Source organism: Cellvibrio sp. PSBB006 (assembly GCF_002162135.1).
Taxonomy (GTDB): Bacteria; Pseudomonadota; Gammaproteobacteria; order Pseudomonadales; family Cellvibrionaceae; genus Cellvibrio.
In genome coordinates, this window is the sequence record NZ_CP021382.1 from 1,188,493 (window position 1) to 1,214,933 (window position 26,441).

18 protein-coding genes are annotated in these 26,441 nt (G+C 52.2%); 4 read left to right on the plus strand and 14 right to left on the minus strand.

What is annotated here, in order from left to right; translation table 11 throughout:
- Window positions 1-69 precede the first annotated feature (69 nt).
- The 10 genes from motD to flhA form a co-directional block, all read right to left on the minus strand.
- Window positions 70-972: a flagellar motor protein MotD gene (motD, locus tag CBR65_RS04925; RefSeq protein ID WP_087465821.1), complete on the minus strand. Its 903-nt coding sequence runs from the start codon at window positions 970-972 to the stop codon at window positions 70-72.
- Window positions 973-1,009: 37 nt separating this feature from the next.
- Window positions 1,010-1,750, minus strand: coding sequence for a flagellar motor protein (locus tag CBR65_RS04930; protein ID WP_087465822.1), 741 nt, complete (start codon window positions 1,748-1,750; stop codon window positions 1,010-1,012).
- Between the two features lies 1 nt (window position 1,751).
- Window positions 1,752-2,867 (minus strand): chemotaxis response regulator protein-glutamate methylesterase, encoded by a 1,116-nt coding sequence (locus CBR65_RS04935; protein ID WP_087465823.1) that lies wholly within the window; start codon window positions 2,865-2,867, stop codon window positions 1,752-1,754.
- Window positions 2,868-2,939: 72 nt separating this feature from the next.
- A complete protein-coding gene (locus tag CBR65_RS04940; protein ID WP_087465824.1) occupies window positions 2,940-5,216 on the minus strand; it encodes a chemotaxis protein CheA in 2,277 nt (758 codons plus the stop codon).
- Between the two features lie 37 nt (window positions 5,217-5,253).
- A complete protein-coding gene (locus tag CBR65_RS04945; RefSeq protein WP_087465825.1) occupies window positions 5,254-6,054 on the minus strand; it encodes a protein phosphatase CheZ in 801 nt (266 codons plus the stop codon).
- A gap of 57 nt (window positions 6,055-6,111) precedes the next feature.
- A complete protein-coding gene (gene cheY / locus CBR65_RS04950) occupies window positions 6,112-6,495 on the minus strand; it encodes a chemotaxis response regulator CheY (protein ID WP_087465826.1) in 384 nt (127 codons plus the stop codon).
- A gap of 159 nt (window positions 6,496-6,654) precedes the next feature.
- Window positions 6,655-7,377 (minus strand): RNA polymerase sigma factor FliA, encoded by a 723-nt coding sequence (locus CBR65_RS04955; protein ID WP_304441695.1) that lies wholly within the window; start codon window positions 7,375-7,377, stop codon window positions 6,655-6,657.
- A gap of 57 nt (window positions 7,378-7,434) precedes the next feature.
- Complete coding sequence (locus CBR65_RS04960) at window positions 7,435-8,265, minus strand: MinD/ParA family protein (RefSeq protein ID WP_087465828.1); 831 nt, start codon at window positions 8,263-8,265, stop codon at window positions 7,435-7,437.
- A gap of 126 nt (window positions 8,266-8,391) precedes the next feature.
- Entirely contained in the window at window positions 8,392-9,909 is a 1,518-nt protein-coding gene (gene flhF / locus CBR65_RS04965; protein ID WP_087465829.1) for a flagellar biosynthesis protein FlhF, read from the minus strand.
- Between the two features lie 34 nt (window positions 9,910-9,943).
- A complete protein-coding gene (flhA, locus tag CBR65_RS04970) occupies window positions 9,944-12,166 on the minus strand; it encodes a flagellar biosynthesis protein FlhA (RefSeq protein ID WP_087465830.1) in 2,223 nt (740 codons plus the stop codon).
- A 306-nt stretch (window positions 12,167-12,472) separates the two neighbouring features.
- Here flhA and CBR65_RS04975 point away from each other — a divergent pair, with 306 nt between their 5' ends.
- Window positions 12,473-13,831 (plus strand): family 16 glycosylhydrolase, encoded by a 1,359-nt coding sequence (locus tag CBR65_RS04975; protein ID WP_087465831.1) that lies wholly within the window; start codon window positions 12,473-12,475, stop codon window positions 13,829-13,831.
- A gap of 140 nt (window positions 13,832-13,971) precedes the next feature.
- Here CBR65_RS04975 and CBR65_RS04980 read toward each other — a convergent pair whose 3' ends face one another.
- Together CBR65_RS04980 and CBR65_RS04985 are read right to left on the minus strand one after the other, a co-directional pair.
- Complete coding sequence (locus tag CBR65_RS04980) at window positions 13,972-14,448, minus strand: nuclear transport factor 2 family protein (RefSeq protein WP_087465832.1); 477 nt, start codon at window positions 14,446-14,448, stop codon at window positions 13,972-13,974.
- 30 nt (window positions 14,449-14,478) lie between these two features.
- Entirely contained in the window at window positions 14,479-15,051 is a 573-nt protein-coding gene (locus CBR65_RS04985) for a TetR/AcrR family transcriptional regulator (protein WP_198300876.1), read from the minus strand.
- 301 nt (window positions 15,052-15,352) lie between these two features.
- Between CBR65_RS04985 and CBR65_RS04990 the strand changes: the two genes are divergently transcribed.
- Complete coding sequence (locus tag CBR65_RS04990) at window positions 15,353-17,203, plus strand: cellulase family glycosylhydrolase (RefSeq protein ID WP_087465834.1); 1,851 nt, start codon at window positions 15,353-15,355, stop codon at window positions 17,201-17,203.
- Between the two features lie 57 nt (window positions 17,204-17,260).
- Here the strand turns inward: CBR65_RS04990 and CBR65_RS04995 are convergent, their stop codons facing one another.
- Entirely contained in the window at window positions 17,261-18,424 is a 1,164-nt protein-coding gene (locus CBR65_RS04995) for an AraC family transcriptional regulator (protein ID WP_087465835.1), read from the minus strand.
- A gap of 299 nt (window positions 18,425-18,723) precedes the next feature.
- Here CBR65_RS04995 and CBR65_RS05000 point away from each other — a divergent pair, with 299 nt between their 5' ends.
- On the plus strand, window positions 18,724-22,068 hold the full coding sequence (locus CBR65_RS05000; protein ID WP_087465836.1) for a discoidin domain-containing protein: 3,345 nt from the start codon (window positions 18,724-18,726) through the stop codon (window positions 22,066-22,068).
- 562 nt (window positions 22,069-22,630) lie between these two features.
- The gene (locus CBR65_RS22230) at window positions 22,631-24,829 is read left to right on the plus strand and encodes a glycosyl hydrolase family 18 protein (protein ID WP_198300877.1); all 2,199 of its coding nucleotides are present in this window, start codon (window positions 22,631-22,633) and stop codon (window positions 24,827-24,829) included.
- Between the two features lie 174 nt (window positions 24,830-25,003).
- Here the strand turns inward: CBR65_RS22230 and CBR65_RS05015 are convergent, their stop codons facing one another.
- A complete protein-coding gene (locus CBR65_RS05015) occupies window positions 25,004-26,167 on the minus strand; it encodes a helix-turn-helix domain-containing protein (protein WP_087465837.1) in 1,164 nt (387 codons plus the stop codon).
- Window positions 26,168-26,441: the final 274 nt, after the last annotated feature.

Below are 26,441 nucleotides of genomic sequence, written 5' to 3' on the forward strand. Positions count from 1 at the left end.
CAAAGCAAAGACTATGCCGTTGCCCGTTAAATGCAGTCATCACGGCAACTTTTGTAAAAATGCTGAACATTAATCGAGACCCTGTTGCGCCGCTTGATTGTCTTTCTCTTCAACAACACGGCGTAAAGGTTCGACAATTGCCGGGGACGACATTTCCCGCGCACGTTCAAGTTGTTGGTCAACAGGCGCGCCCGGTCGCTCAATCTTGCGCCGCGCAATCATCAGGGCTACGCGGCGATTTTGTGCGCGGCCAGCCGGGTGTTCATTGCTTGCTACCGGTTGAAATTCTCCGAAGCCGACTGCCGAAAGCCGTTGCGGCGCTACACCGCGCGCCGCTAATAATTTTACGATGGCGCTGGCGCGGGCGGAGGACAATTCCCAATTGCTCGGGTAACGCGGGTTATTGATAGGAATGTTGTCGGTGTAGCCTTCTACCTGAATCGGGTTGGAATAACCTTTAAGAATACCGGCGATCTCGTCGAAGATTGCCTGGGCTTGCAAACTGAGATCGGTACCGCCGGACGCAAATAAAATGCTGTCCTTGAGTTCGATTTGCAACCATAACTCATTGCTGGATACCGACACCAATTCGTCGTTAATCAAATCGGCAAAGCGTTCGTTAACCAACGCGGATATTTCCTGGAGTTGACCGGATGACGTCGACGCCGCGTCACCAGCGCTTTCCTGCTCAACATCAATGGCACTGGGGTCGGGACTCAACGCCGGCTCGCCCACCTGGATAGGATTGATAATTTTCTCGATGGGATTGCTGGATGTGGTATCGGTCGTAATCTGGCGCGAATTAAACGCGTGTTCAAAGGTTTCAGACAGGACGCGGTATTTACTCTGGTTGACTTGGGATATGGAATACATCACCACAAAAAACGCAAACAACAGCGTAATGAAATCGGCGTATGAAACCAGCCAGCGCTCCTGATTAACATGTACCTCGGCGTGTTTGCGGCGTACCATTTTTTCCTGCCCCGTTTACCTGCCCCGTGCTGACAGCTCAGTGTAAATAGCCATTAAGTTTCAGTTCAATTGAACGCGGGTTTTCGCCGTCAGCAATCGAGATAATGCCTTCGACCATCAACTCCCGGTACTGCGAGCGCTCGTTGATACACATGCGCAACTTATTGGCGATGGGAATAAATAAAAGATTTGCCAATGCCACACCATAAATCGTCGCCACAAAAGCTACCGCAATACCCGGCCCCAATTGTTCCGGATCTGCCAGGTTGCGCATAACATGAATCAGTCCCATCACCGCGCCGATAATACCGATCGTCGGCGCATAGCCGCCCATGCTTTCAAAAAACTTGATGGCATCCAGATCGCGCTGTTCATCGATAATTAATTCGGCTTCCATGATGCGCCGAATAACTTCCGGCTCACTGCCATCGACCAGCAACTGTAAACCCTTGCGCGCGAAACGATCTTTTTCCGAATCGGCAATATGCTCTAATCCAAGTAAACCTTCTTTACGCGCAGCATGGGCCCAGCGTACCAGTTTGCTTATGCCCTCTTTAAACGGATTATTCGGCGGGCGAAATACCCAGGGCAAAATTCTCCAGGCACGCTTCAAGCTGTTTTTTGGTGTTTGCAACATGGCTGCACCAAAGGTACCGCCAATAACAATAAATGCCGCCGGCCCGTTGATGAGCGACTGGATGGAACCACCTTCAATAAAATTGCCGCCGATCAACGCCGCAAAACCAATGATCACACCAAGTATACTGAGCACGTCCACGTTACATCACCTCGCGTACCAATCGTGGACCGATGTCTTTCAAGCTCAACACCTTATCCGTTAACTGCGCTTTGGCCACCGCCATTGGCATGCCATAAATGACACAACTGGCTTCATCCTGTGACCATATGGAAGAGCCTGCCTGTTTCAATAAACGCGCACCATTACAACCGTCAGACCCCATACCCGTCAACACAACGCCCAGGACTTTATCGCCATACGTGTTGGCGGCAGAGCCGAAGGTAATATCCAGTGAGGGCTTGTAATTAACGCGATCATCGTCGGGTAAAATCTTGACGCAGCCGCCATTGCGTTTATCCAACATCAGTTGTTTACCACCGGGTGCAAGCAAGGCAAGTCCGGGCTGCAAGAGATCACCATCCACCGCTTCGCGCACGCGAATTTTGCATTGGCGATTTAATCGCTCGGCAAATGCTTTGGTAAAATTTTCTGGCATATGCTGAACCAGCACGATGGGTAACGGAAAGTTTTGCGGCAGGCCAACCAATACTTCACTCAGCGCAACCGGACCACCGGTAGAGGCACCAATCACCAATAACTTGGGGGGTTTCTTCAACCGATAATTATCGGCTGTCGCGCTGGAAACTTTCGGCACCGGCGCTATCGGTTTGGGTGATGCAATCGGCGCAACCGGTGCAACACTCCCGATGGGTTGTGGACGCGTCGGCGTACTGGGCAAACTTGTTCCGGAGCGATGGGCGGAACGTCCCAATGTCAATAAACGTTCGTGCAGCTTTTCTTTCAACGCGCTGGAGTTGCGCGACACCTCGGCAAAATCCTTGGGAATAAAATCCATCGCCCCTGCCGCGAGCGCATCGAGAGTAATGCGCGCACCTTCATAGGTTAACGAGGAAAACATCAGGATAGGTACAGGACGATTAGCCATGATGTGTTTGACGGCAGTGACACCATCCATCACCGGCATTTCAAAATCCATGGTGATGATATCCGGACGCAACTCTGCGGCTTTTTCAACCGCTTCGCGACCATTGCTGGCAATACCAACAACCTGCAAGTCGGGGTGCTGACCAATAATCTCCTTCAACCGAAGTTGGAAGAAATTGGAATCGTCGACAATCAGCACCCTCAATGGCATGAACAATACTCCGCAACGTCATACTGTGTAACAGCATCCGTTGCATTCAATAAAAGTTGATGATGTGTGGATTTAATTATGTCCCCAGGAATGGGTACCGCGTGCATAGCGGCGCAACAAACCGGGCACATCGAGGATCAGGGCAATGGTGCCGTCGCCGGTAATCGTAGCGCCGGCCATGCCGGGCGTACCCTGCAACATTTTACCCAGCGGCTTGATAACCACTTCTTCCTGGCCGATGAGTTGATCAACCACAAAGCCGACACGGCGCGTACCAACGCTGACGATCACCACATGGGCTTCGGCCTGAACACGAACACTTTCCGTACCTTTTACCAACCACTGTTTCAAGTGGAACAGGGGAATTGCCTGATCGCGAATGGCGATACACTCCTGCCCATCCACCACATGGCTTTTCCGCAAATCCATGTGAAAGATTTCATTTACACTGGCCAGCGGCAAGGCAAAGGTTTGTTGGCCCAACATAATCATCAACGTCGGCATAATCGCCAGGGTCAGTGGCACCTTGATAATCAGACGTGTGCCCTTGCCTATCGTCGACTGAATTTCGACAGAGCCATTTAATTGGGCAATCTTGGTTTTCACCACGTCCATACCCACACCGCGACCGGACACATCAGAAATTTCTTTTTTGGTGGAGAAGCCGGGCGCAAAGATCAGATTAAACGCTTCGGTATCCGATAAACGATTTGCAGTGTCTTCATCAAACATGCCTCGTTCTACGGCAATCCTGCGCAATTTCGCGGGGTCCATACCAGCGCCGTCGTCAGTAATCGACAGCAAGATATGATCGCCTTCCTGTTCCGCCGATAACACAATCTTGCCCACACGCGGTTTGCCGCTGGCTTCGCGGATCTCCGGCAACTCAATACCGTGATCGACTGAGTTGCGCACCAAATGCACCAGTGGATCAGCAAGCGCTTCCACAAGGTTTTTATCGAGATCGGTTTCTTCACCGACCAAATCCAGATTGATTTCTTTTTTAAGACTACGCGCCAAGTCGCGTACCACACGCGGAAAACGGCCGAATACTTTTTTGATCGGCTGCATCCGGGTTTTCATCACGGATGTTTGTAAATCGGCGGTTACCACATCGAGGTTGGCAACGGCTTTGACCAGGGCTTCATCTTGTGAACCGGTACCCAGGCGTACCAAACGGTTACGCACCAGCACCAATTCACCCACCATATTCATGATGTCGTCCAAACGCTGGGTATCGACCCGCACGGTGGTCTCAACTGCGGGCGGCGTACCGGCAAATTCTTTTTCTGCCACTGGTGCGACAGCTGCTGGTTTTGCTGTTTTAGCCGGTTCAGATTTTGGTGCCGCTGCCGGTTTGGTGGTGTTGCTTGCCGGCGTTGCTTTTGTCGACGCAGGGGGGGGCGTGGGCGTTTTGGCTACCGGCGCTGTGGGTGCCTTGCCCTTGCCATGCAACTGATCGAGCAGCGCCTCAAATTCATCTTCAGAAATCAGATCGGAATTGTCTGTCGTGGCAGAAACGACCGGTGCTGTGTCGGTGGTTTTTTTTGCGGCGGTGTTGCCGTTTGTCGGTGCCGCGTTCGCGGGAGCATCTGCTTTGCCACCTGCCGGCCCTTTGCCTTTACCGTGCAATTGATCCAGCAACGCCTCAAATTCATCATCGGTAATATCATCATTGTTTGATGATACCGTAGCGGGTTTGGTTACCGCCGCCGGCTGATTGTTACCGGCCGGTCCTTTACCCTTACCGTGTAACTGGTCGAGCAGCGCTTCAAATTCGTCTTCACTGATATCGTCAGTTGTGCCTGTCGCTGTCGTTTTAGCTGTGGGGTTATCATCGGCAATCGCATTAAGCAATTCTTCAAATTCTTCGTCGGTAATATCGCCCTGTGCAGCCGCGTCGGTTTCAGTGGGCTCAACAGGAGGCGTGTCGGCAGGTGCATCGGCTTCGGCGAGATCGCGGCAGGATACCAGACGTTCCAACGCCGCTATCAAAGCAGGATCGACCGGGGGCAAGGGTTCACGTTGGGAGACCAATTCGAATTGCTGGTTTACGGCATCCAGCGCCTGCAATACTACGTCCATCAATTCAGGCGTAACACTGCGTTTGCCGTTGCGCAAAATATCGAAAAGATTTTCAGTCACATGGCAGCAATCCACCATGGGCGTTAATTGCAAAAAGCCCGCGCCGCCTTTGACGGTATGAAAACCGCGAAAGATCGCGTTCAATAGATTGTTATCGTCCGGGCGTTGTTCCAGGTCGACCAATTGTTGCGAGAGGCGCTCTAAAATCTCGCCGGCTTCCACCAGGAAGTCCTGAAGAATGTCCTCGTCGTCACCAAAACTCATTCATCAACCCTCTGCAACTTGAGTTGCGTACCCCAAGTTAAAAACCCAGACTCGACAACAAGTCATCAACTTCATCTTGCCCGGAAACCACATCCGCACGCGTCGGATTAATTTGCGGCCCCTCGGCTTCTGTTTTACGTTTTTGAATCAAGGCTTCTTGGGCAGTGTTATCGGCACCGGCGGCCAAACCTGTAATTTCTTCGACTTGCCCGGCAATCCGCACCAGGCTGACCAGATCCTGTTCTACTTCATTGATCAAACCGATCACACGTTTTAGCACTTGCCCGGTAAGATCCTGAAAACCCTGTTCCAGAATAATTTCTTGCAGATTACGCCCCAATTGCTCGGTACCAATAGCCATCTGCGCCAGGAAATCATCCATCCGGCCATAGAGCGTGCGAAACTCATCCGGTGACATTTCACGTCGTTTGAGCCGCGCCCATTGATCGCGTAACACGCTGGCTTCCTGACCGAGGTTCATCGCAATCGGCGCCGCTTCATCGACCATATCCATGGTTTTTTCGGCCGCTTTCTGGGTCAGTTCGATAACGTAATTCAGGCGATTAGAGGCATCGCGAATCTCTGAGGATTCCACCTTCGGCGGCTCTTTCGTCAGATCGGCGTCCACATGAAAATTCACAATTGCATTGTGCAATGCGCGGGTTAAATGACCGACGGATTGAAAAATATGTCGGTCCCGGGACTCAAGCATGGCGTGGATTAACTGCGAGGCATCTTCAAATTGATCACCTTGCAATTTTTCGGTCAATAATTTCGCGCACTCTTTCAACTCAGAAATGAATTCTTCGTTTTGGTGCAGCTGAAGTTCTGATGCCATTACAACGCCTTATTGTCTATTTCGCATTGTCATTCGAATCCTGTTGCGTTGTGTCAATTACCCGACACGCTCGAAGATCTTTTCTATTTTTTCTTTCAGTGCCTGGGCAGTGAATGGTTTGACCACATAACCATTGACGCCCGCCTGGGCAGCTTCAATGATCTGGTCGCGTTTGGCCTCGGCCGTCACCATCAATACCGGCAGCGCAGACAGTTTTTCATCCGCGCGCACAGCACGCAGCAAATCGATACCGGTCATACCGGGCATATTCCAGTCGGTGACCAGAAAATCGAAATCGCCACTCCGCAACATCGGCAGCGCAGTCACCCCATCATCAGCTTCATGGGTGTTGGAAAACCCCAGATCTCTGAGCAGATTTTTGATAATCCGTCGCATGGTCGAAAAATCATCGACTATCAGGATTTTCATGTTCTTATCCAATGCAACCTCCGTCTACCCATGGCGGGAATTTCATTTACTTTTAGTCTAGTCGCTGTTATTGCAGTAGCCAGTTTTTCACAGGTTTTCTGTTAGCCGAATTGATGACTCCAACGACCCCGTTACAACGGCGCGCCAAAGTACCGGCAAAACACCGGTCGGTCAATCACTGCTGCGCCACTCCGCCATGCGCGCGCGCAGGCGTAAAGCAGCTTGGCTGTGGATCTGGCTGATACGCGATTCACTCACGCCCAACACCTGCCCGATTTCTTTCAGATTCAATTCTTCATCGTAATACAGCGCCAACACCAGACGTTCGCGCTCAGGCAGTTGCGTTATCGCCTGCGCCAACGAGCGCTTTAGCGCATCGCGCTGAATACCTTCGAGGGGACTGGCGAAAGCACTACTGGATTCACTCGCATCAATGTTGCTGTCTTCTTCGCCAAAGGTTTCTTCGTAGCTGAACAGGCGGCTGCAACTGGAGTCTTGCAGCATGGCGAAATACTCTTCGACAGGAATACCCAGTTCACCCGCCACTTCGGTGTCCCGTGCATCGCGACCGGTACGCGCTTCTACCGTGCGAATAGCTTGGGCAATAAGGCGTGAATTGCGGTGAACCGAGCGCGGCGCCCAATCACCGCGACGCATCTCATCGACGATGGCACCGCGAATTCGGATGCCGGCATAGGTTTCAAAACTCGCACCGCGCGACGCATCATATTTTTGTGCGGCTTCCAGCAAACCGATCATGCCCGCCTGAATTAAATCATCAACCTGCACACAGGCCGGCATGCGCACCATCATGTGATAGGCAATTCGCTTGACCAGGGGCGCATAATCTTCAACACAAATCTGATTAGCGTGTTGCTTCGTTTTATCGTACATGGCTAATCCATCGACTGCGGCCATACTGATTACCTTCGATCACTGCCCATCGCGGGATTAAGCACTGCGGGCATTGGCAGCAAGCAGCAAACGTTCAACAAAAAATTCAAGCCTGCCCGTAGGTGCACTGGGCAAGGGCCATTGATCCACCGCTTTGGCCAGGCTGCGAATGGCGAGCGCGGCTTTGCTGGTCGGGGCAAATTCCAGCAGGGCTTTTTGTTTCTGCACCGCCTTGCGTACGTTTTCATCAAAAGGAACATTCCCGAGATACTGCAAGGTCACATCGAGAAATTTTTCGCACACCGTATTGAGTTTGGTAAACATGTGTTGGCCTTCCTGGGGTGTGCGCGTCATATTAGCGACGACCCGGAAGCGTTGCATGTCATATTCTTTGTTCAGCAGTTTGATCAGCGCGTAGGCATCAGTAATAGAGGAAGGTTCGTCGCACACAACGATGATGACTTCATTGGCGGCGCGCACGAAACTGACCACCGTATCGGAAATACCGGCGGCTGTATCAATCACCAACACATCCACCTGATCACTTAATTCGTTAAAGGCGTTGATTAATCCCGCGTGCTCGCGCGGACTGAGCGATGCCATATGTTGCACGCCCGATGATGCCGGTACGATCTTGAGCCCATGCGGGCCGCTGACCAGGACATCGCGCAGGCTGTGAGTACCGGCCAGTACATCGGCCAATGTATGGGTGGCTTTCAAGCCGAGTAGCACATCGACGTTGGCCAACCCCAAATCTGCGTCTAGCAAGACGACCCGGCGACGCAGTTCAGCCAAGGCGATACCCAGATTGACAGAAATGTTGCTCTTGCCAACCCCGCCCTTTCCGCCGGATACCGCGATGACTTGTACGGGTCGCATTTGACTCATGGGTCGACTAACTCCAGGCTTCTATCTCTGTTTTGACGGGTGGCCATTAGTAAAGGTGACCATCAGTATAGTTACTAATATTCAATCTGGCGCATTAATTACTTATTTTCACAAAGCCACTGGCTTTTAATGACGGATCGCTCTTTGGCCCACCTGCTGACGCAGCATTGACGCGGCTTTTGACACCAGTTGATGCCCGCGAGCGACCTGGATATCACGAGGAATATCCTGACCATCGGTAGTATAGGCCACCGGTAAGCGGCTCTGCATAATTACACCCAAGGCCTCGCCCATACTTGCAGTTTCATCCAGCTTGGTCAGCACGCAACCTTTCAGACCGACCGCGCCGTAAGCGTGGATAGACGCCTTGAGCATTTGCTGCTGACTGTTGGTGGACAACACCAGATAACTTTTAACCTGGGGCTGTGCGGCCAATAATTTCAATTGCGCCTTCAAATGCGGGTCACCATGACGGAAACCAGCGGTATCAATAAGCACCAGCGAATAATGGCGCAGGCTATGAAGCACTTGCTCCAGAGTATTGTTTTCGTCCACCACTTTCACGGGCACCCGCAGGATACGGCCGAATGAGCGCAGTTGATCATGGGCAGCAATGCGGTAGGTATCGGTAGTAACCAGTGCGACTTTATCCGCGCCGTGTTGCAAAACATAACGGGCAGCGAGTTTGCCGATGGTGGTGGTCTTGCCCACCCCGGTCGGGCCGACAAAAGCAAATACACCGCCCTGCTCCACAATGTCTTTGCCGAGCACCGGCATCTGATGAGCCAGAGTGGCCAAGGCATCAGACCAGGCATCAGCTAATTTACGGGTTGGCTTACAGGTACTCAGCACCTTGGCAATCGCTTCGGCAGGTAAACCAATGCGCTCCAGCCGACGACCAATGCTGGATAACACCGGCGACCCCTGAGGCGCAGGCGTTCCACCAGTGATGCGATCCAGTTGTTGTTCCAATAAAAACCGCATATCGGCCAGTTCGGCCTGTAACTCAGAGAGTTGGATCTGCTCCTGGTTAATCGCCGGCTCAGGTTTGGTGAATAACTCATTGGACTGGAGTTTCGGTGCGCGGGCGGGCACAGGCTCTTTATGGACAGATTCTTTATAGACAGACTCTTTATAAACAGGCTCGTCATCAATCAGCGGATAACGCTCAGCTGCCGTCATGCGTGGTTTGCCTGGCACAGGCGCTTCATTCACAGCAGATGCCTCCGGCGCACGCCGGGGAATGGCTGCATTCACCTTGGGTTGTTTGGCGGTCAGAAATTCTTTTGCAGATTCTTCGACATTACGGCTGGCCAGCATACGCAGACGCGCACGCTCGATTTCATCGGCCAGCTCTTTGCCAGTCTTGCCGGACGCCGGGCCGCGCGCTGTGCTGCTGAGACTTTTAAACGCACCAAGGACATCTTCGGCTATTGCCGGTGAGGGTTCTTGTTGCGCCATGCGGCTGGGTGCCGCCGGCTGCTGCAATTGTTGCAATCCGCTATCGTCGGCCAGGGTCGTCAGGATTTCCACGCCCTCAGCGGTGCGGTTACTGGAGAGAATAATGGCATCCGGGCCCATGGCCTGGCGGACCAGCTCTAACGCACGGCGCATATCAGCAGCAACGAAACGTTTGACTTGCATAACTCTTCTCCTCGCTCGCAACGAGCGTTAATACTTACCTTTTGTCAGCACCGACGGTGGCGTCGATGGTGATTTGCTTGTTGTCGGGAATCTCGGTGTAAGCCAGAACCCGCATATCCGGCACACTATGGCGAACAAAGCGCGACAACATCATCCGCAAGGGCGCAGCAACCAGTAACACCAGCGGTTTGCCTGCCATTTCCTGCTTCTGCGCTGCTTTTACCAGCGACTGTTGTAAGCGATCTGCCAGCCCCGGCTCGATAAACGCACTGTCATCGGCGCCGGCTTTTTGTGCCTGCTGAACGGTACTCAGCAATAACTGTTCCAAAGCGGGCTCCAGCGTGACAACGGGTATGTTTTGCTCGGCTCCCACGATGTTTTGCACAATTTGACGGGCGAGTGCCACGCGCGCCAGGGCCGTCAAAGCGGCGGGATCTTGACTCTTGCCCGCACCCGCCGCCAAGGCTTCGGCGATGGAACGGATGTCGCGAATCGGTACGCGCTCGCGCAGCAGGTTTTGCAGAACCTTGAGCAGCACGTTCAGGCTGATGGTGTTGGGTACCAGCTCCTCCACCAACTTGGGCGACGATTTGGCCAGCATGTCCAGCAATTTTTGAACATCTTCGTGGCCGAGCAATTCATGAGTGTGTTGTTGCAGGATTTGATTGAGGTGTGTCGCCACCACCGTGCTGGCATCCACCACGGTGTAACCCAGCGTCTGGGCCTGCTCTTTCTGGCCGGCGCTGATCCATACCGCTTCCAGACCAAAGGCCGGATCTTTGGTTTTGATACCGTCGAGGGTGCCAAATACCTGGCCGGGATTGATCGCCAGATCGCGGTCGGGATAGACCTCGGATTCCGCCACTGCCACGCCCATCAAACTGATGCGGTAGCCATTGGGCAAGAGGTCCAGGTTGTCGCGGATATGGACGGTAGGAATCAGGAAACCCATCTCCTGGGAGAGCTTTTTGCGGACACCTTTAATACGGCCCAGCAACTCGCCACCCTGGTTTTTATCCACCATGGGAATCAGGCGATAGCCGACTTCGAGGCCGATTACATCCACCGGCTGTACATCGTCCCAACCTACTTCTGCCGGTTCTGCCGAGGATGGCAGAGAGGCCACCGGACGCGGTGCCGATGCCGGAGCCGCACCGCCAGTCGCTGGCGCTTTACCAGCATCCCCGGCCAAACGGGCGCCGGAGGGAATAAAAGCGTTATCTTCTACCGGTGTCGGTTGCTGGCGCTTCCAATGGATGAAATACGCCAAGCCCCCCGCCAGCAACCCTAACCCCATAAAGGCAATGTGCGGCATACCGGGGATAGACCCCATCAAAAACAGGATCGCGGCGGCGATGGCCAACGCCTTGGGTGACGCGAACATCTGGCCGGTAATCTGTGCGCCCATGTCTTCGGCGGTGTTAACGCGGGTAACCAGAATTGCCGCCGCAACCGATAACAACAGCGACGGAATTTGAGCCACCAGACCATCACCAATGGTCAGCAGCACATAAATCTCCATCGCCCGGCTGAACTCCAGATCATGCTGAATCATGCCGATTGCCAAACCACCGATGATGGTGATCACCATGATCAAAATACCCGCGATGGCATCACCGCGCACAAACTTGCTCGCACCGTCCATTGCGCCATAAAAATCCGCCTCTGACGCGACGTCCTTACGGCGCGTGCGCGCCTCATCCTGATCAATCAGGCCCGCATTCAAATCCGCGTCAATCGCCATCTGCTTACCGGGCATCGCATCCAGGGTAAACCGTGCACTCACCTCGGAAATCCGCCCGGCGCCCTTGGTCACCACCACAAAGTTGATGATCATCAGGATCAGGAACACCACAATACCCACGGCGTAATTACCGCCGATCACTACCTCGCCAAACGCCTGAATCACCTTCCCCGCCGCATCACCACCCTCCTGCCCCTTCAACAGAATCACCCGGGTAGATGCCACGTTCAATGACAGACGCAACAAGGTCGCCACCAGCAAAATCGTGGGAAACGCCGCAAAATCCAGCGGGCGCAAGGCATAGATGGTCACCATCAACACGACAATGGACAGCGCGATGTTGAAAGTGAAGAAAGAATCCAGCAGGAAGGCCGGCATGGGCAGGATGATCATGGCCAGCAACATCAGCAGCAGGATAGGAACACCCAAGCTGCCACGCCCCAACCCACGCAATTGACCCCATGCCGCTTTACGGTCGGTGTTACGCAGTTGAGTGAGAGAAGGAAATGCCATAGTGTACGGATTCTTGACGGTTAAGGGCCTTTGGGGGCTCTATCGCAAAAAGCGTACCGATGTTGAAAAGTGAAATAGCCCTCGCACTAAAACACTATTTTTATAGCCGAAACCGCCCTCTTATAACGAATCTCACCACTAGTTAGCCATTTCAAGCCAAAACACTTAGTCCCAGTTTCCAAAAGGAAGAAAAGTGCGACGATGTGTTCGTCAAAATCAACCTATGATGATGTTACGTGGCCTGTTTCGAGGGCTGCGGTTCATGAGCCTGAGAAGATCACTACTACATCAGACAGGATAATAATTATGCTCAACATATTCTCATCCTTTACCAAACGGTTTTGGCATCAGCTTTTTGTCTCAGGGTTTGCAGGGCTATTTGCTTTGCAATCCTACGCCGTTGTATTTCAAGCGGAAGATTACAGTTATTACTACGACACAACGACAGGCAACGCGGGCGGTCAATATCGCTCCGATAATGTCGATATTGAATATACCAACGACCCTGCCGGTGGCACTTACAACGTTGGCTGGATTGATACAAATGAATGGTTGGTTTATCCCAATCTAGTGATTCCTTCTAATGGCAGCTACACCATCAAAATGCGTGTCGTCAGCCCCACTGGGGCAACGGCATCAGTTGACCTGAACGGCGGAGCCATTCAGTTGGGCGATATGGTGATACCTGCTGCGGGCAATTGGACTCAGTGGACGACGGTCACCAAAACTGTGACCCTCAATGCGGGCACCTACAACCTTGGCGTTTTTTCAAAATCATCGAATTGGAACTTTAACTGGATTGAAGTGGCAGCCAACTCTAATTTACCCACGGCATACAGTGGTTACACCGGCGTTTACCCTGGCTACACCTTGAAATTGGATGAGCGTTTTGATTATTTCAATGCCGCTATCTGGAAAAAAGGCGATGGTGCCGTTGGTAACGAATCCATATGCCGCTTCCAGCCTCAGGGCGTGCAAGTGGTTAACGGCAATCTGGAACTGGTTGTGCGTAACGAGTATGTGCCTGGCAGCTATTCTTACGACCACCAGGCAGAGAAAGCCCCTTACAACTACTCTTGCGGTGAATTACGCACCGTGACCAGTAAGCGCATCAAATACGGCCGTATAGAAACCCGCATGAAGGCGCCTTCCAGAACGGTTGCTACGGGTTATGTCTCCTCACTCTTTACTTACAAGCATGAAGGCTCACCCCGCGAGTGGGAAGAGATTGATGTTGAGCTTGAGGGCGGCCGCCCCGATAAATTCCAGGCCAACCTGATTTATGGTGTGAATGTCGCCGACTGGAATGGCACCCGCCAATGGGGCGCTTGGGAGCATAAGATTGACATCGCCCCTGCTGATCAATGGCGCGTGTACGCCATCGAGTGGACGCCAACTGGCATTAAGTGGTTTGTCGATGGCACGCTGGTAAAAACACTCAATCAGGATTGGCTGGACTGCAACCCCTCGTGTGTTGCGCCGCAAGTCATGTACACCCCCGTCCCCAATGATTTAACCGAACTGATGATGAATTTCTGGATTCCTAACGACGGCATTCAGAATGTATTTGGTGGTAATAAGGCGGGTAATGTATACCCCATGAAGACACAATATGATTGGGTAAGGATTTATTCACTGAACTCACACCCATTGACTAACTGGTAACCCCCGTAAACAGCAGACTTCTGTCACCTGACCCCCACAAACATTCCCAAGGGGTCAGGGAGCTACAAGGACGTAGCATGCGTTTTCAAAACCTGGCCCTGAAAGCAAACGTCTTCGAAGCGCCAATCCATCTACTGATTCTACAATCCCAATTCCGACAACCCTGGATGCTCATCAGGACGCCTTCCCAGCGGCCAATGAAACTTGCGCTCCGACTCTGCAATCGGCAGATCATTGATCGATGAAAAACGATTCGTCATCAACCCTTCCTCATTGAACTCCCAATTCTCGTTCCCATAAGAGCGAAACCAGTTACCTGAATCATCATGCCATTCATAGGCATAACGCACCGCAATCCGATTATCGGTAAATGCCCACAACTCTTTGATCAAACGATAGTCCAGTTCCTTGCGCCATTTGCGCTCCAGAAACTGACGTGCTTCTTCGCGATTGCTGACAAACTCCGCGCGATTGCGCCAGCGGGTATCCAGGCTGTATGCCTTGGCCACTCGCTCTGCATCGCGACTATTCCAACCATCTTCCGCCAAGCGGATTTTTTCAATAGCACTCTCGCGAGTAAAGGGAGGCAAAGGTGGGCGAGTTTCGGTAACGGACATAGCATTCTCCTCAACGCATTTATAAAACCATTATTTCTCAAGCAGTGTTCGAGCTATCTGGCTTGCACGCACCGCCGACTGGGTGTCGCCCACGACCAGCGCCAGGGTGATGGCGCCGTCAATTAATATCAGTAATTGTTCCGCCAGCTCACGGACATTTTTTGGGGTGTAGCCCTGCACCAGTTGCTCGACGAACTGCAACAGTTTCAACTTGTGCTCACGGGCAACCTGGCGAATGGGGTCGTCTGGATCGCCAATCTCCCCCGCCGCATTGATAAAGGCACAGCCGCGAAAGCCCGGTGTCAGAAACCATTGGCTCATTACTGTGAACATGTGCAGCAACCGCTCTTTGGGTTCGGAAACCTGCTGCGTGTTTTCACTGAACCACTTCATCCATCGCTCATCCCGGCGCCGCAGGGCCTCGGCGATCAACCCGTCTTTGCTACCGAAGTGTTTGTAGATGGTTTTTCGTGATACGCCTGAGGTCGTGACAATTAAATCCATGCCGGTGGCACAAATACCGCCGCTATAGACGAGCGATTCAGTCACTGCCAGCAAGTGTTCGATAGTCGGATTAGTAGAAGCTGCATTCATGGGTCGCATGGTAGAACGATCATTCTACCTGTGTCAACGATGCGCTGCATTATTGGCGATATGGGCTTGGAAAGCTGACCAAATCCAGTCATGCATGAATTAATACATTCCCATTTTCTGCTTGTGCTGAAAGTAGGTGGCGGCAATTGCGGGGGTCGGAATACTGGTTCCAGCAGCCACACCCACTCAGATGCTGTTATAAAAAACCGAAGGGTGGCTGTGCAGGTCCGCGCCGCTAACCTCTGATAATTCAAAGGCGGTGTGAGTGTTATCTCAAGCCTTTTAGGTCATCACAACAGGTAATCACAATATGAATAAAAACGTCATCACAAACGTATCGGTCAGCGTTCCAACTCTTTTTTGCCGTTCGTTGACGCTCGTTTCTGCCCTCTTCACCGCTGTTCTGTTTTTTATCGCAACGCCAACCTATGCCGATGTGCAGCCCTTATCGGTCGAGGGCAATCGCATCCTGATCGGCGGCCAGCCGGGCAGTCTCGCTGGTAATAGCCTCTTCTGGAGTAACAACGGCTGGGGCGGCGAAAAGTATTACAACGCCAGTGCTGTCAGTTGGCTGAAGAATGACTGGAATTCGCGACTTGTCCGGGCCGCCATGGGTGTGGAAGATCCCGGTGGTTATATCGAAGATCCGGTGGGTAACAAAGCCAAGGTTCGCGCAGTGGTAGACGCGGCTATTGCCAATGATATGTACGTCATCATCGACTGGCATTCCCATCATGCGGAACAGTATCGCGATCAGGCCGTCGCCTTTTTTCGTGAGATGGCACAAACCTATGGCCATCACAATCACGTGATCTATGAAGTCTATAACGAGCCGTTGCAGGTTTCCTGGAGTGGTGTGATCAAGCCGTACGCCACTGCCGTGATCAATGCCATTCGCGCCGTGGACCCAGACAACCTGATTATCGTCGGTACACCCACCTGGTCGCAGGATGTAGACCAGGCGGCCAACGACCGTATCAACGGCAATAACATCGCCTATACCTTGCACTTTTACGCCGGTACTCATGGGCAATACCTACGTGACAAAGCGCAGTCCGCCCTGAATAGCGGTATTGCGTTGTTCGTGACCGAGTGGGGCTCCGTCAATGCCAATGGCGACGGCGGTGTGGCCTTGAGCGAAACCAATGCCTGGATGGAGTTTTTGCGCAATAACCATATCAGCCATGCGAACTGGTCGATCAACGACAAAGCGGAAGGCGCATCGGCGTTGGTGCCGGGCGCCAGCGGTACTGGCGGATGGGTCAGCTCACAACTCACCGCTTCCGGCGCTCTGAGCAAATCGATCATTCAGAACTGGCAGGGTCCCACACCGCCCACCTGTAACAGTCAGGCAGTGCCAGCGACGATCCAGGCGGAAAACTTCTGTGAGATGTCGGGCATTCAGCTGGAAAACACCAGTGATACCAATGGTGGGCAGAATGTGGGTTACATCGATAATGGTGATTGGATGACCTACGCCGTTACTGTGCCGGCCACTGGCAGTTATCGGGTGAGCTATCGTGTTGCCAGTTTGAATGGGGGTGGTGTGATAGGACTCGAACAGGCCGGCGGCACACCGACATTTGGTGACATTGCGATTGCCTCGACAGGAGGCTGGCAAAACTGGCAAACCATTTCACATGTGGTGCAACTGTCGGCAGGAACGCAGCGCATTGCACTGAGCGCCAGAAGCGGCGGTTTCAACGTCAATTGGCTTCGCATCGAAAGCGCCGCCAGCAGCAGCTCTTCCTCATCGAGCAGCAGCGCAGGTGCAACTACCATTCAGGCCGAAGACTTTGCGGTCATGAGCGGTGTGCAGACAGAAATGACCAGCGATACTGGCGGCGGTGCCAATGTAGGCTGGCTTGATGCGGGAGATTGGTTGTCTTACACCAATCACACCATCAATGTCGCACAAACCGGCCTGTATCGTATTGAGTATCGGGTAGCCAGTCCGACCGGTGGAGGTCAATTAATCTTTGAAGAAGCGGGCGGCTCACCGTCTTATGGCAGCCTCACCATTCCGTCTACCGGTGGCTGGCAGAACTGGACCACCATCTCGCATCAGGTGACCCTCAATGCCGGCACGCATCGCTTTGGTATTTACGTTAACAACGGTGGCTGGAACCTGAACTGGTTGCGCATCACCCGTCTGAATTAATTCTTGTTAGCCTTATGGCTTTGGCTGCTCCTTATGGAGCAGCCGTTTTTGGAAATCTCATGCGGGTCTAGCCGTTTGTTTTTGCACTGCGGCCCGTTTGCGATATTCAGTTGGCGTCATACCTTCCAGCCGTTTGAAGAATCGATGAAATGCCGACTGGCTGTTGAAACCGGATTGAAAAACGATATCGAGAATAGATTCCTGCGCTTCAGGTCTACGCAATAAGCGCTTGGCCTCTTCTATGCGGTAATAGTTAATAAATTCGAAAAAATTCTGCTGATAATGGGTATTCAGAATTTCCGATACTTCGCGGGCACGCACACCAATTTGTTCGGCAAAACGTTCAAGGTTGATGTGGCTGTCGAGATATAACCTGTGCTTCTCGATGCCCTGCTCCACCGCCTGGATTTTTTGCCCGAGCTGAGCAATATCCGCCAGGCGTTCGCCTTCGGACGATGACTCAGGTGTACTCGATGCCATAACCTGGCGGGAATTCAACAACCCGAAGACAAAGAGCGCATTCACCAATAATACTGACAAGTAGTTATCAATAATGCCCATCATGTCGTTTGCATTTCCACTGATGTAATCGCCGATAAAGTAGCCGACGAACGACCAGAACCAATGGATAAAGTAACCGCCCAGAATCAGATAGGACAAATTCAAATCCAGATGTGAAAACGTCGAATAACGTTGCTTGATGTTGCGGCGAACCCGGTACTCCGTCACAAAACAAGCCAGGACATACAAGAAAGGAAAACATCTCACCACTGCCCACACAAAGCCGACGGCCGCCGCTTTGGCAGAAGGTAATTCAATCCAGGGCAGCCAGGCTTCGCTGTCAATATCGAAAGCCACAATCACCAGGGACACAAAAAAGGCCGGAATCAAATGAACGGCATGTTTTATCTGTAAGAGCTGCACATCTTCGGTTAATGATCGCAGATAGAAATACAAGGTTGGCCCCTGCAACAACATGCAAATAGCCAGGATCATCGGAGCGATGATTGAGTCGTTGACACCTGCTGCGTGGAAGTTCAGATTCCAGATAAAAATATTGGTACCCAGGACACCCGCCACCTGTATCAAAAATAGCGACAAAAGATTGCGCGACTGGGCACGTCGTGTCGGAAGGACTTTCAGGACAGCGACCAGCAAGAGGCATTCGACACAGGTAATCGCCCATAACAGGTCATGCAGATTCAGGTAACTCACTTTCATTATTATTCTTCCTCGATGCAAGCGATGGGGCAGCCGCTATTACCATAGCATTTATCCATAGAGCCGCCTGTGATCAAGATGCCGAAATCCCGAGCCTCACTCAACTCCCACAAAATACCGAAGGTGAAACTTCCCACTTTTGTCTAGGCAAGCAAGTTAGTAGGAAGCCATGAACCATCTCGTGAATGATCAGGCCGCAGTCTGCGATAGATATTCGCTGCGTCTGGTAACTCAAGCGCTATCGTGTATGCAGGCTCCGGCTTTACTTATAACAACGGTCAAACCATTCGGAGTATTTAATGAAAACCATAACAACATTGCGCCGATTCTCTCGGCGAGGCCAAGTACGACTGGCCGCATTAATTGCACAGCTGCTATTCGTCACATCTCTGGTATCAGCTCCACTCTTCGCACAAACAGCCATTAAACTGTCTGACGGCGCAACAACCCTCGCCAGCTCACAATTCCAGCCAGCATCTTTTGCAGTGGATGGCGATCCGGCAACACGCTGGGAATCGACCCACGCGGTGGACCCGGCGTTTCTGACCATTGATTTGGGGCAGGCCTACAACTTGTCGCAGATTGTCATTGATTGGGAGGCGGCCAACGCGGCTAACTACACTATTGAGGGCTCCAACAATAACGGTGATTGGACAACCCTGGCGACGCTCACTAACGGTACCTTTGGTGAGCGTACCGACACCGTGAACGTCTCTGGCAGTTATCGCTATGTGCGCATGAACGGCACGGCGCGCAGTGTGGGTAATGATTGGGGCTATTCGATTTGGGAGATGGAAGTTTACGGCTCCTCCAACAGTAACCTGCCCGCACCCTGGAATAATGGCGATGTGGGTTCACCCTTGCCGGGCTCGGCCAGCTACAACAGTGGCGTATTCAATACCACCGCCAGCGGTAATGATATCTGGAGCACCGCTGATAATTTTCACTTCGTTTATCAACCCTTAAATGGTGATGGTGTTATCACCGCGCGCATCAATGCGTTGAGCCCGGTTAATCCCTGGGCCAAAGCCGGGGTGATGATTCGCGAAAGCCTTGCCGCCGGCGCAAAAAATGCCTATACCGCGATCACTGTTGCTAACGGCGCAACTTTTCAGCGGCGCAACGCAGCGGGTGATATTACCGTGAGCACCAAGCAAGCCAGTATCACTTCACCTTACTGGGTGCGTCTGGCACGCAACGGCAATACTTTGACGGGCTATATTTCTCCCGATGGTAGCAACTGGACCTTGCTTGGCAGTGATACGGTCGCTATGACCAGCACTGTGTTGGTCGGCCTGGCGCAAACCAGTCACGATGCGGCACTGATCGGCACTGCACAAATCGGTAATGTTAATTTGCAGACTGGCAGTATCTGGAGCAACACAGATGTCGGTTCACCGCTGCCCGGCAGTGTGAATTATTCCGGCAGCAGTTTTATTACCAGCGCCAGCGGCGATGACATCTGGAATACCGCCGATAATTTCCATTTTGTTTACCAGCCTTTTAATGGCGACGGCGCGATCATCGCGCAAGTCACCTCGCTGGACCCGACGCATGCGTGGGCCAAAGCCGGTGTGATGTTTCGCGAGAATTTAACCGGTGGTTCCAAAAACGCGATGATGGCAATGACCAGCAGTAATGGTTCTCTCTTCCAGCGCCGCACACTGGCAGACGCTACCAGCACCAGTAATTCCCAAGGCGGTGTGTTTACACCTTACTGGGTTAAACTCACGCGCAATGGCAATACACTGACTGGCTTCAGCTCAGGCAATGGCAGCGACTGGGTGCAGGTCGGTGCTGACAATGTCAGCATGGCTGATAATGTGTTTGCCGGTTTAGCTCACACCAGCCATGACGCCAACCTGACCGGCACCGCACAATTTGACGAGGTAACGGTGCAATCGGGTCCGGTGTGTTTTTACGAAAATGCTAACTTTGGTGGCGCGAGTTTTTGTCGCAGTGCAGAAGCGCAAAATGTGCCGAGCGGTTGGACTAATCGTATCTCTTCCGTGCGTGTGATTAACGGCTATTCGGTAACCCTGCGCTCGCAGGCAAATCAAACCGGCAGCAGTGTAACGCTCAACAATGACACGGCGAATCTTGCCAGCGTCAGCTTCAATGACCTGACGGTGTCTTACGCCATCACGCGCGCGACTAATGCCCTGCCCGCGTTTTGCGCTCGCTATCCTCAAACCGATGGCTGGCAATCGTCGCGCGTGTGGTACAGCAACGGTCAATTAACTTACGCGTCCGACGCGCAAGGTAACCGTATCCCGGATTACAGCTACGCCGGTTATCACTATGGTGAAGATCCCTTGCCCACAATTCCGGTGGTCACCACGCTCGGCCCGGCATCCGGTGACAACACGGCGCGTATTCAGGCAGCACTTGATGCCATCGGTAATCGCGCACTGGACGCGAATGGTCATCGCGGCGCGCTGCAATTATTGCCGGGGCGCTACGAGGTGTATGGCATTGTGCGCATCAATAAAAGTGGCGTGGTATTGCGCGGTTCCGGTCGCGGCACTAACACGGCAGTTGATACGATTATTTATGCGCGCGGTAACAATCCGCACCAACGCACGCCACTGGTCGTCGGCACCAATGATTCCTCGCCTTGGGATGTCGGTGCGAGCACCAATGTGACCGACAATTTTGTGGCCGTAGGCTCGCAATCGTTCAATGTGCAAAACGCGGCGATTTTCAGTGTGGGTCAGGAAGTTGTGATTACCCATCCATCATCGCAAGCCTGGATCAATGCGCTCGGTGGCGGTGGCGTCACCAGCGGTTCCTGGCCAGCCGGAACCAAAGATATTCCGTATATTCGCCGCATCACCAGCATTAGCGGTTCGCGAATTACCCTTGATGCACCGATTTACAATCATCTGGATCGTTCGCTAACGCAAGCACGTGTCGCCGCCGTCAGCGGGCGTAACCTGATTCGCGAATCCGGTATTGAAAACCTGCGGGTGGATATTGAAACCGCTGGTGGCGAAGATGAAAACCACGCATGGAGTGCAATCGGTGTTATCGGCGCGGAAGATTCATGGGTTAGCAATGTCGCTACCCGCTATTTCGGTTACGCGGGCGTAAAAACGGCCGGTGCAATTCGTGTGACGATCAAAGACGCAAGCGCGACAAATCCGGTAGGCATTCGCACTGGCAGCCGCTTTTATAATTTTGATGTGGATGGTTACAGTCAGTTGATTTTATTTACCGGTTGCCATGCGGAAAACGGCCGTCACAACTTCATCAGCAACGGCACCATGAGTGCGTCGGGCGTGGTGTGGCATCGCTGCACGACCAGCGGCACTAACGACAGTGAAGGCCATCGTTATTGGTCGACCGGTATGTTGTTCGACAGTATCACTGGCACTGGCTCTAATCTGAAGTTGTTCAATCGTGGGGATTGGGGTACGCAGCATGGCTGGGCGGCGGCGCATTCGACAGCGTGGAATAGTCAGGCTACGTTTTTTATTCAAAAGCCGCCGACGGCGCAGAATTATGGGATTTCGGGTATGGGGAGTTTATCGACTAATTATCCGTTCCCTGGGGCGACGGGGCATGTGGATATTCGTAGTGGGCAGCGGTTGGTGCCGGAGTCGTTGTATGAGGCGCAGATGTGCGATCGGTTGATGCAGTAATTTCTATGGCGCTTTACTCGATTTATTGTTTAAGTGCTGATGTACTTCGTAGGTCGTTTGTCATTAGGCCTTGTGTTTCGAAAACGCATGCATACATCCCTGTAGCTCCCTCAAGTCGTCCCTGACTTGAGGGTTTCGAAACACAAGGCCTAACGCCAAACTCGTATGTGCCAACATGACCTGATTTACATTCAATCCCGCTAAAAATAGATTCTGCTACTCCGCAAAAATATGATGCCTGTCACAATGAAAATCTGACATGGCGCGTTCAGGTAAATCTTCTTAAAAAAACTTTCCCAATTAATACCTTTTCCACAAAACGACAGGAGTTTTGCGTGGGATTTTTCCATGCTACGGACGGGAAAGTTCAGGCGCGTAGTTGTGTCGTTTCAAAGCACTTCTGAAAAACAGTTTGCGTTAACGTAAACATTTTCAACGCGTTCAGGGATTCCTGCACTTATTGATTATTGCGCTTTACGTCGTTGTGTCACGTTGGTTCAGCGACATGATTTTCAATAATCGATGCCTTTAATAACAACGGTCAAACCATTCGGAGCTTGTAATGACATTGATAAAATATTTACGCCAGAATCTCTGGCGAGGCCAGGTACGATTGACGCCTTTTGCTTTTTTAGTCTGCTTAGCAGGCATGTTGTGTTCAGTTTCACTTTCTGCACAAACTGCGATTAAGTTGTCGGATGGCGCGGCGACCTTTGCCAGTTCACAGTTTCAGTCGGCGTCTTTTGCGGTGGATGGTGATTCGGCGACGCGTTGGGAGTCGACTCATGCGGTGGACCCGGCGTTTCTGACAATTGATTTAGGGCAGGCTTATAACCTGTCGCAGGTGGTGATTGATTGGGAGGCGGCTAACGCGGCGAACTACACGATCCAGGGCTCGAATAACAACAGCAGTTGGATCACCCTGGCGACGCGCACGGGAGGGAGTTTTGGGGATCGTACTGACACAGTGAATGTTTCAGGCAGTTACCGTTATGTGCGTATGAACGGCACGACGCGCAGTGTGGGTAATGATTGGGGTTATTCGATCTGGGAGATGGCCGTTTACGGTTCGTCTAACAGTAACCTGCCCACGCCCTGGAACAATGGCGATGTGGGTTCGCCTTTGCCGGGTTCGGCCAGTTTTAGCAACGGTGTATTCAACACCACCGCGAACGGCAATGACATCTGGAATAACACGGATAATTTTCATTTTATTTATCAGCCCTTCAATGGCGACGGCGCGATCATCGCGCAAGTTACCTCGCTCAGCGCCACCCATGAATGGGCCAAGGCCGGTGTGATGTTGCGCGAGAATTTAACCGGCGGTTCTAAAAACGCGATGATGGCGATGACCAGCAGCAACGGGGCTATCTTCCAGCGACGCACCGCCGCGAACGGTACCAGTGTCAGCAATTCCCAGGGCGGTGTGTTTACGCCTTACTGGGTCAAACTCACTCGTAACGGCAATACACTGACCGGATTCAGCTCTTTCGATGGCAATACCTGGACGCAGGTCGGCACAACCACGGTCAGCATGAACAGCAATGCCTATGTAGGGCTTGCGCACACCAGCCACGCCGCCGGTACGCTAGGTAATGCCCAATTTGATCAGGTTACGGTGCAGGCCGGTGCGGTGTGTTTCTATGAGAACACCAACTTCGGCGGCGCGAGTTTCTGCCGCGGTGCGGGAGCGCAAAATGTCCCGAGCGGTTGGGGCAATCGCGTGTCCTCGGTGCGTGTGATCAACGGCTACTCTGCGGTGCTGCGCTCACAAGCCAATCAAGGCGGTAGCAGCGTGACGCTTACCGGCGATACAGCAAATCTTGCCAACGTCGGTTTTGATAACCTGCTCGCGTCTTACACCATCAGCAATCAGGGAAGCACGGACAACATGAAGGTCGTGGGCTATATGCCCTCCTGGTCCGGCAGTGCGACAGCAATCCAATACGACAAACTGACGCACATTAATTACTCCTTTGTGTTGCCCAATGCCAACGGCAGTTTGCAGGGCGTACCCAGTCCATCGAAGCTGCAAAGCATTGTCACCCTAGGCCACGCCAATGGCGTAAAAGTGTTGATCGCCGTCGGTGGTTGGAATGATGGCAATGACAGTGCATTTGAATCCCTGGCCGCCAATGCGTCAACGCGCACCGCCTTTGTAAACAACCTGATCAACCTGGTTGAACAATACAACCTCGACGGCGTGGATATGGATTGGGAATACCCGGACCCGGGCGCCTCCGCCGATAATTACGCACTGCTGATGGGACAACTGAGCAACGCCCTGCATGCACGCGGGAAATTGCTCACCGCAGCGGTGGTGGCTTCCGGTTATACCGGCGGCGGTGTGAAGGCCGAAGTCTTTAACTACATCGACTTCCTTAACCTCATGGCTTACGACGGCGGCAACGGTTCAACCCACTCGCCCTATTCTTATGCCGTCAGCTCATTGAATTATTGGTTGAGCCGTGGTTTACCAAAGGAAAAAGCTGTGCTGGGCGTTCCTTATTACGCGCGTCCCAGCTGGGCGGCTTACAACACGCTGGTTGGTTCCAATTCAGCCAATGCCTGCCGTGACAGCAATGGTTCGGATTATTGGAATGGCATTCCAACAATCCGCCAAAAAGCGCAGCTGGCTCGCTCACAGGCTGGCGGTATCATGACCTGGGAGTTGTCGCAGGATACCAATAGCGCCAATTCTTTGTTAACGGCCATGTATGAAGCGGTGAATGGTTTGGGTGGGTCGTATAACTGTAATTAAGTTGGATAGTGGTTCTAAATCCGTTTGTCGTTAGGGCGTTTGGTTTCGAAAACGCATGAATACATCCCTGTAGCTCCCTCAAGTCGTCCCTGACTTGAGGGTTTCGAAACCAAACGCCCTAACGCCAAACTCGCATTGTGCGAATTTCAATATTGGGGGTTCCAAATAGAGAGGTTAAATTTTTGGTGCAGCTTCCAGTTCATTGTGAATGATTCCGCCCTGGCGGCGATATTCTGTCGGTGTAACGCCTACCAGGCGCTTGAAAAAGCGGTGAAAGGTTGAGAGGCTGTTAAAGCCGGCGAGGTAGATAATATCCAGAATATTGTCCGTCTTATGTTCTTCCATCAACAACAACCGCTTCACCTCTTCAATACGATAGCTATTGATAAATTCAAAAAAATTCGTGCCGTAATGAGTTTTAATAATGGCCGATACATCGCGCACGCGTAGCCCCAGCCGTGCCGCAAAGCGGTCAATATTTAAATTGGATTCAAGGTAAATGCGATCTACGTGAATGGCTTTTTCAATGGTGGCAATCTTGTGTTCCCGATTTTTGATACGCGACGGTTTCTCGGCCACGATAGGTTCGGGGTGCAATAATTTTTCGGCGTTGAGCAAGCCGCTGATAAACAAGCCATTAATTAACATAATCACCAGATAATTATTGATAACGCCGAGCACATTGCTCACGCTCCAGTGCACCCAGTCCGCCACAAAATAAGTACCCAGTGTCCAGACCCAATGCACCAGAAAACCAATCAGAATAATATCGCCCAGACGCAACTCGACTTCGGAGATGGAGGAAAATCCACGGCGCAGGTGTTGATGGATGCGATAACGTAAACGCGCGCTGGCAATGACGTAAACGAAGGGAGAGAATTTTACCAATGCCCATAAAAAAGAAACGGCGCGCTGTTTGCCTTCATCGGGGGTAGTAAGGCCGCGCCAGTCTGCTGTATTGATGCCGTAGAAAATGGCAATAATACTGCCGCCTATCACGGGAAGAAGGTGCAAAAAATCCTTGCGGTTCCAGTGGTGTCCCTTGCTACGCAACGACTTGATATAAAAATAAAGTAACGGACCCTGCAACAATAAGCAGGCGACGTAGATCAATATCATCACTGGCGTTTTATTGACAGAGAGGTCTGCGAAAGCGTTATTCCAGACAATCATGGTCGATGCCAATACCAGCGCAACGACAAGGAAAAAGCATCCGATGATCGTTCTGGATTGCCCGTGTTTGTCAGGCAATACGCGGACCAATACTGCCATACACAAGCATTCGACGATGGTCAGGGTCAGGATAAGATCGTGAAGACTGAAAAAACTTCCTTTCATGACGGCATAGGGCACAGAAAAGTAAGAGGATTTTATAAATTGTTGTCGTGTTGCTGAGGCTTCAGCTGAATAAAATCTCAGCTTTGGTTACTGGCTCCCGGTGAGCCGTCGGCATACTATCATAGCAATTCCGACGCCGTGCCAGGCCGCTCCGGGATTTTGCCGGAAAATGTCGACCAGGTTTACTGTTTTACTTGAACCCTACCCACCTCAGCGGATGAACGTTGCGATATTGTGGATCAATGGTCATATCAGTAAAACTGCCGTCAATCAC

Excerpts from the sequence above, each read along its gene's own strand:
- CBR65_RS04980 (WP_087465832.1), bottom strand. The coding sequence starts at position 14,448 with ATGTCCGTTACCGAAACTCGCCCACCTTTGCCTCCCTTTACTCGCGAG.
- CBR65_RS04940 (WP_087465824.1), bottom strand. The coding sequence starts at position 5,216 with ATGAGTTTTGGTGACGACGAGGACATTCTTCAGGACTTCCTGGTGGAA.
- CBR65_RS04990 (WP_087465834.1), top strand. The coding sequence starts at position 15,353 with ATGAATAAAAACGTCATCACAAACGTATCGGTCAGCGTTCCAACTCTT.
- CBR65_RS04975 (WP_087465831.1), top strand. The coding sequence starts at position 12,473 with ATGCTCAACATATTCTCATCCTTTACCAAACGGTTTTGGCATCAGCTT.
- flhF (WP_087465829.1), bottom strand. The coding sequence starts at position 9,909 with ATGCAAGTCAAACGTTTCGTTGCTGCTGATATGCGCCGTGCGTTAGAG.
- CBR65_RS04985 (WP_198300876.1), bottom strand. The coding sequence starts at position 15,051 with ATGCGACCCATGAATGCAGCTTCTACTAATCCGACTATCGAACACTTG.
- CBR65_RS05015 (WP_087465837.1), bottom strand. The coding sequence starts at position 26,167 with ATGAAAGGAAGTTTTTTCAGTCTTCACGATCTTATCCTGACCCTGACC.
- CBR65_RS22230 (WP_198300877.1), top strand. The coding sequence starts at position 22,631 with ATGACATTGATAAAATATTTACGCCAGAATCTCTGGCGAGGCCAGGTA.
- CBR65_RS04960 (WP_087465828.1), bottom strand. The coding sequence starts at position 8,265 with ATGAGTCAAATGCGACCCGTACAAGTCATCGCGGTATCCGGCGGAAAG.
- CBR65_RS05000 (WP_087465836.1), top strand. The coding sequence starts at position 18,724 with ATGAAAACCATAACAACATTGCGCCGATTCTCTCGGCGAGGCCAAGTA.
- flhA (WP_087465830.1), bottom strand. The coding sequence starts at position 12,166 with ATGGCATTTCCTTCTCTCACTCAACTGCGTAACACCGACCGTAAAGCG.
- CBR65_RS04945 (WP_087465825.1), bottom strand. The coding sequence starts at position 6,054 with ATGGCATCAGAACTTCAGCTGCACCAAAACGAAGAATTCATTTCTGAG.
- CBR65_RS04935 (WP_087465823.1), bottom strand. The coding sequence starts at position 2,867 with ATGCCATTGAGGGTGCTGATTGTCGACGATTCCAATTTCTTCCAACTT.
- motD (WP_087465821.1), bottom strand. The coding sequence starts at position 972 with ATGGTACGCCGCAAACACGCCGAGGTACATGTTAATCAGGAGCGCTGG.
- CBR65_RS04995 (WP_087465835.1), bottom strand. The coding sequence starts at position 18,424 with ATGAAAGTGAGTTACCTGAATCTGCATGACCTGTTATGGGCGATTACC.
- CBR65_RS04955 (WP_304441695.1), bottom strand. The coding sequence starts at position 7,377 with ATGTACGATAAAACGAAGCAACACGCTAATCAGATTTGTGTTGAAGAT.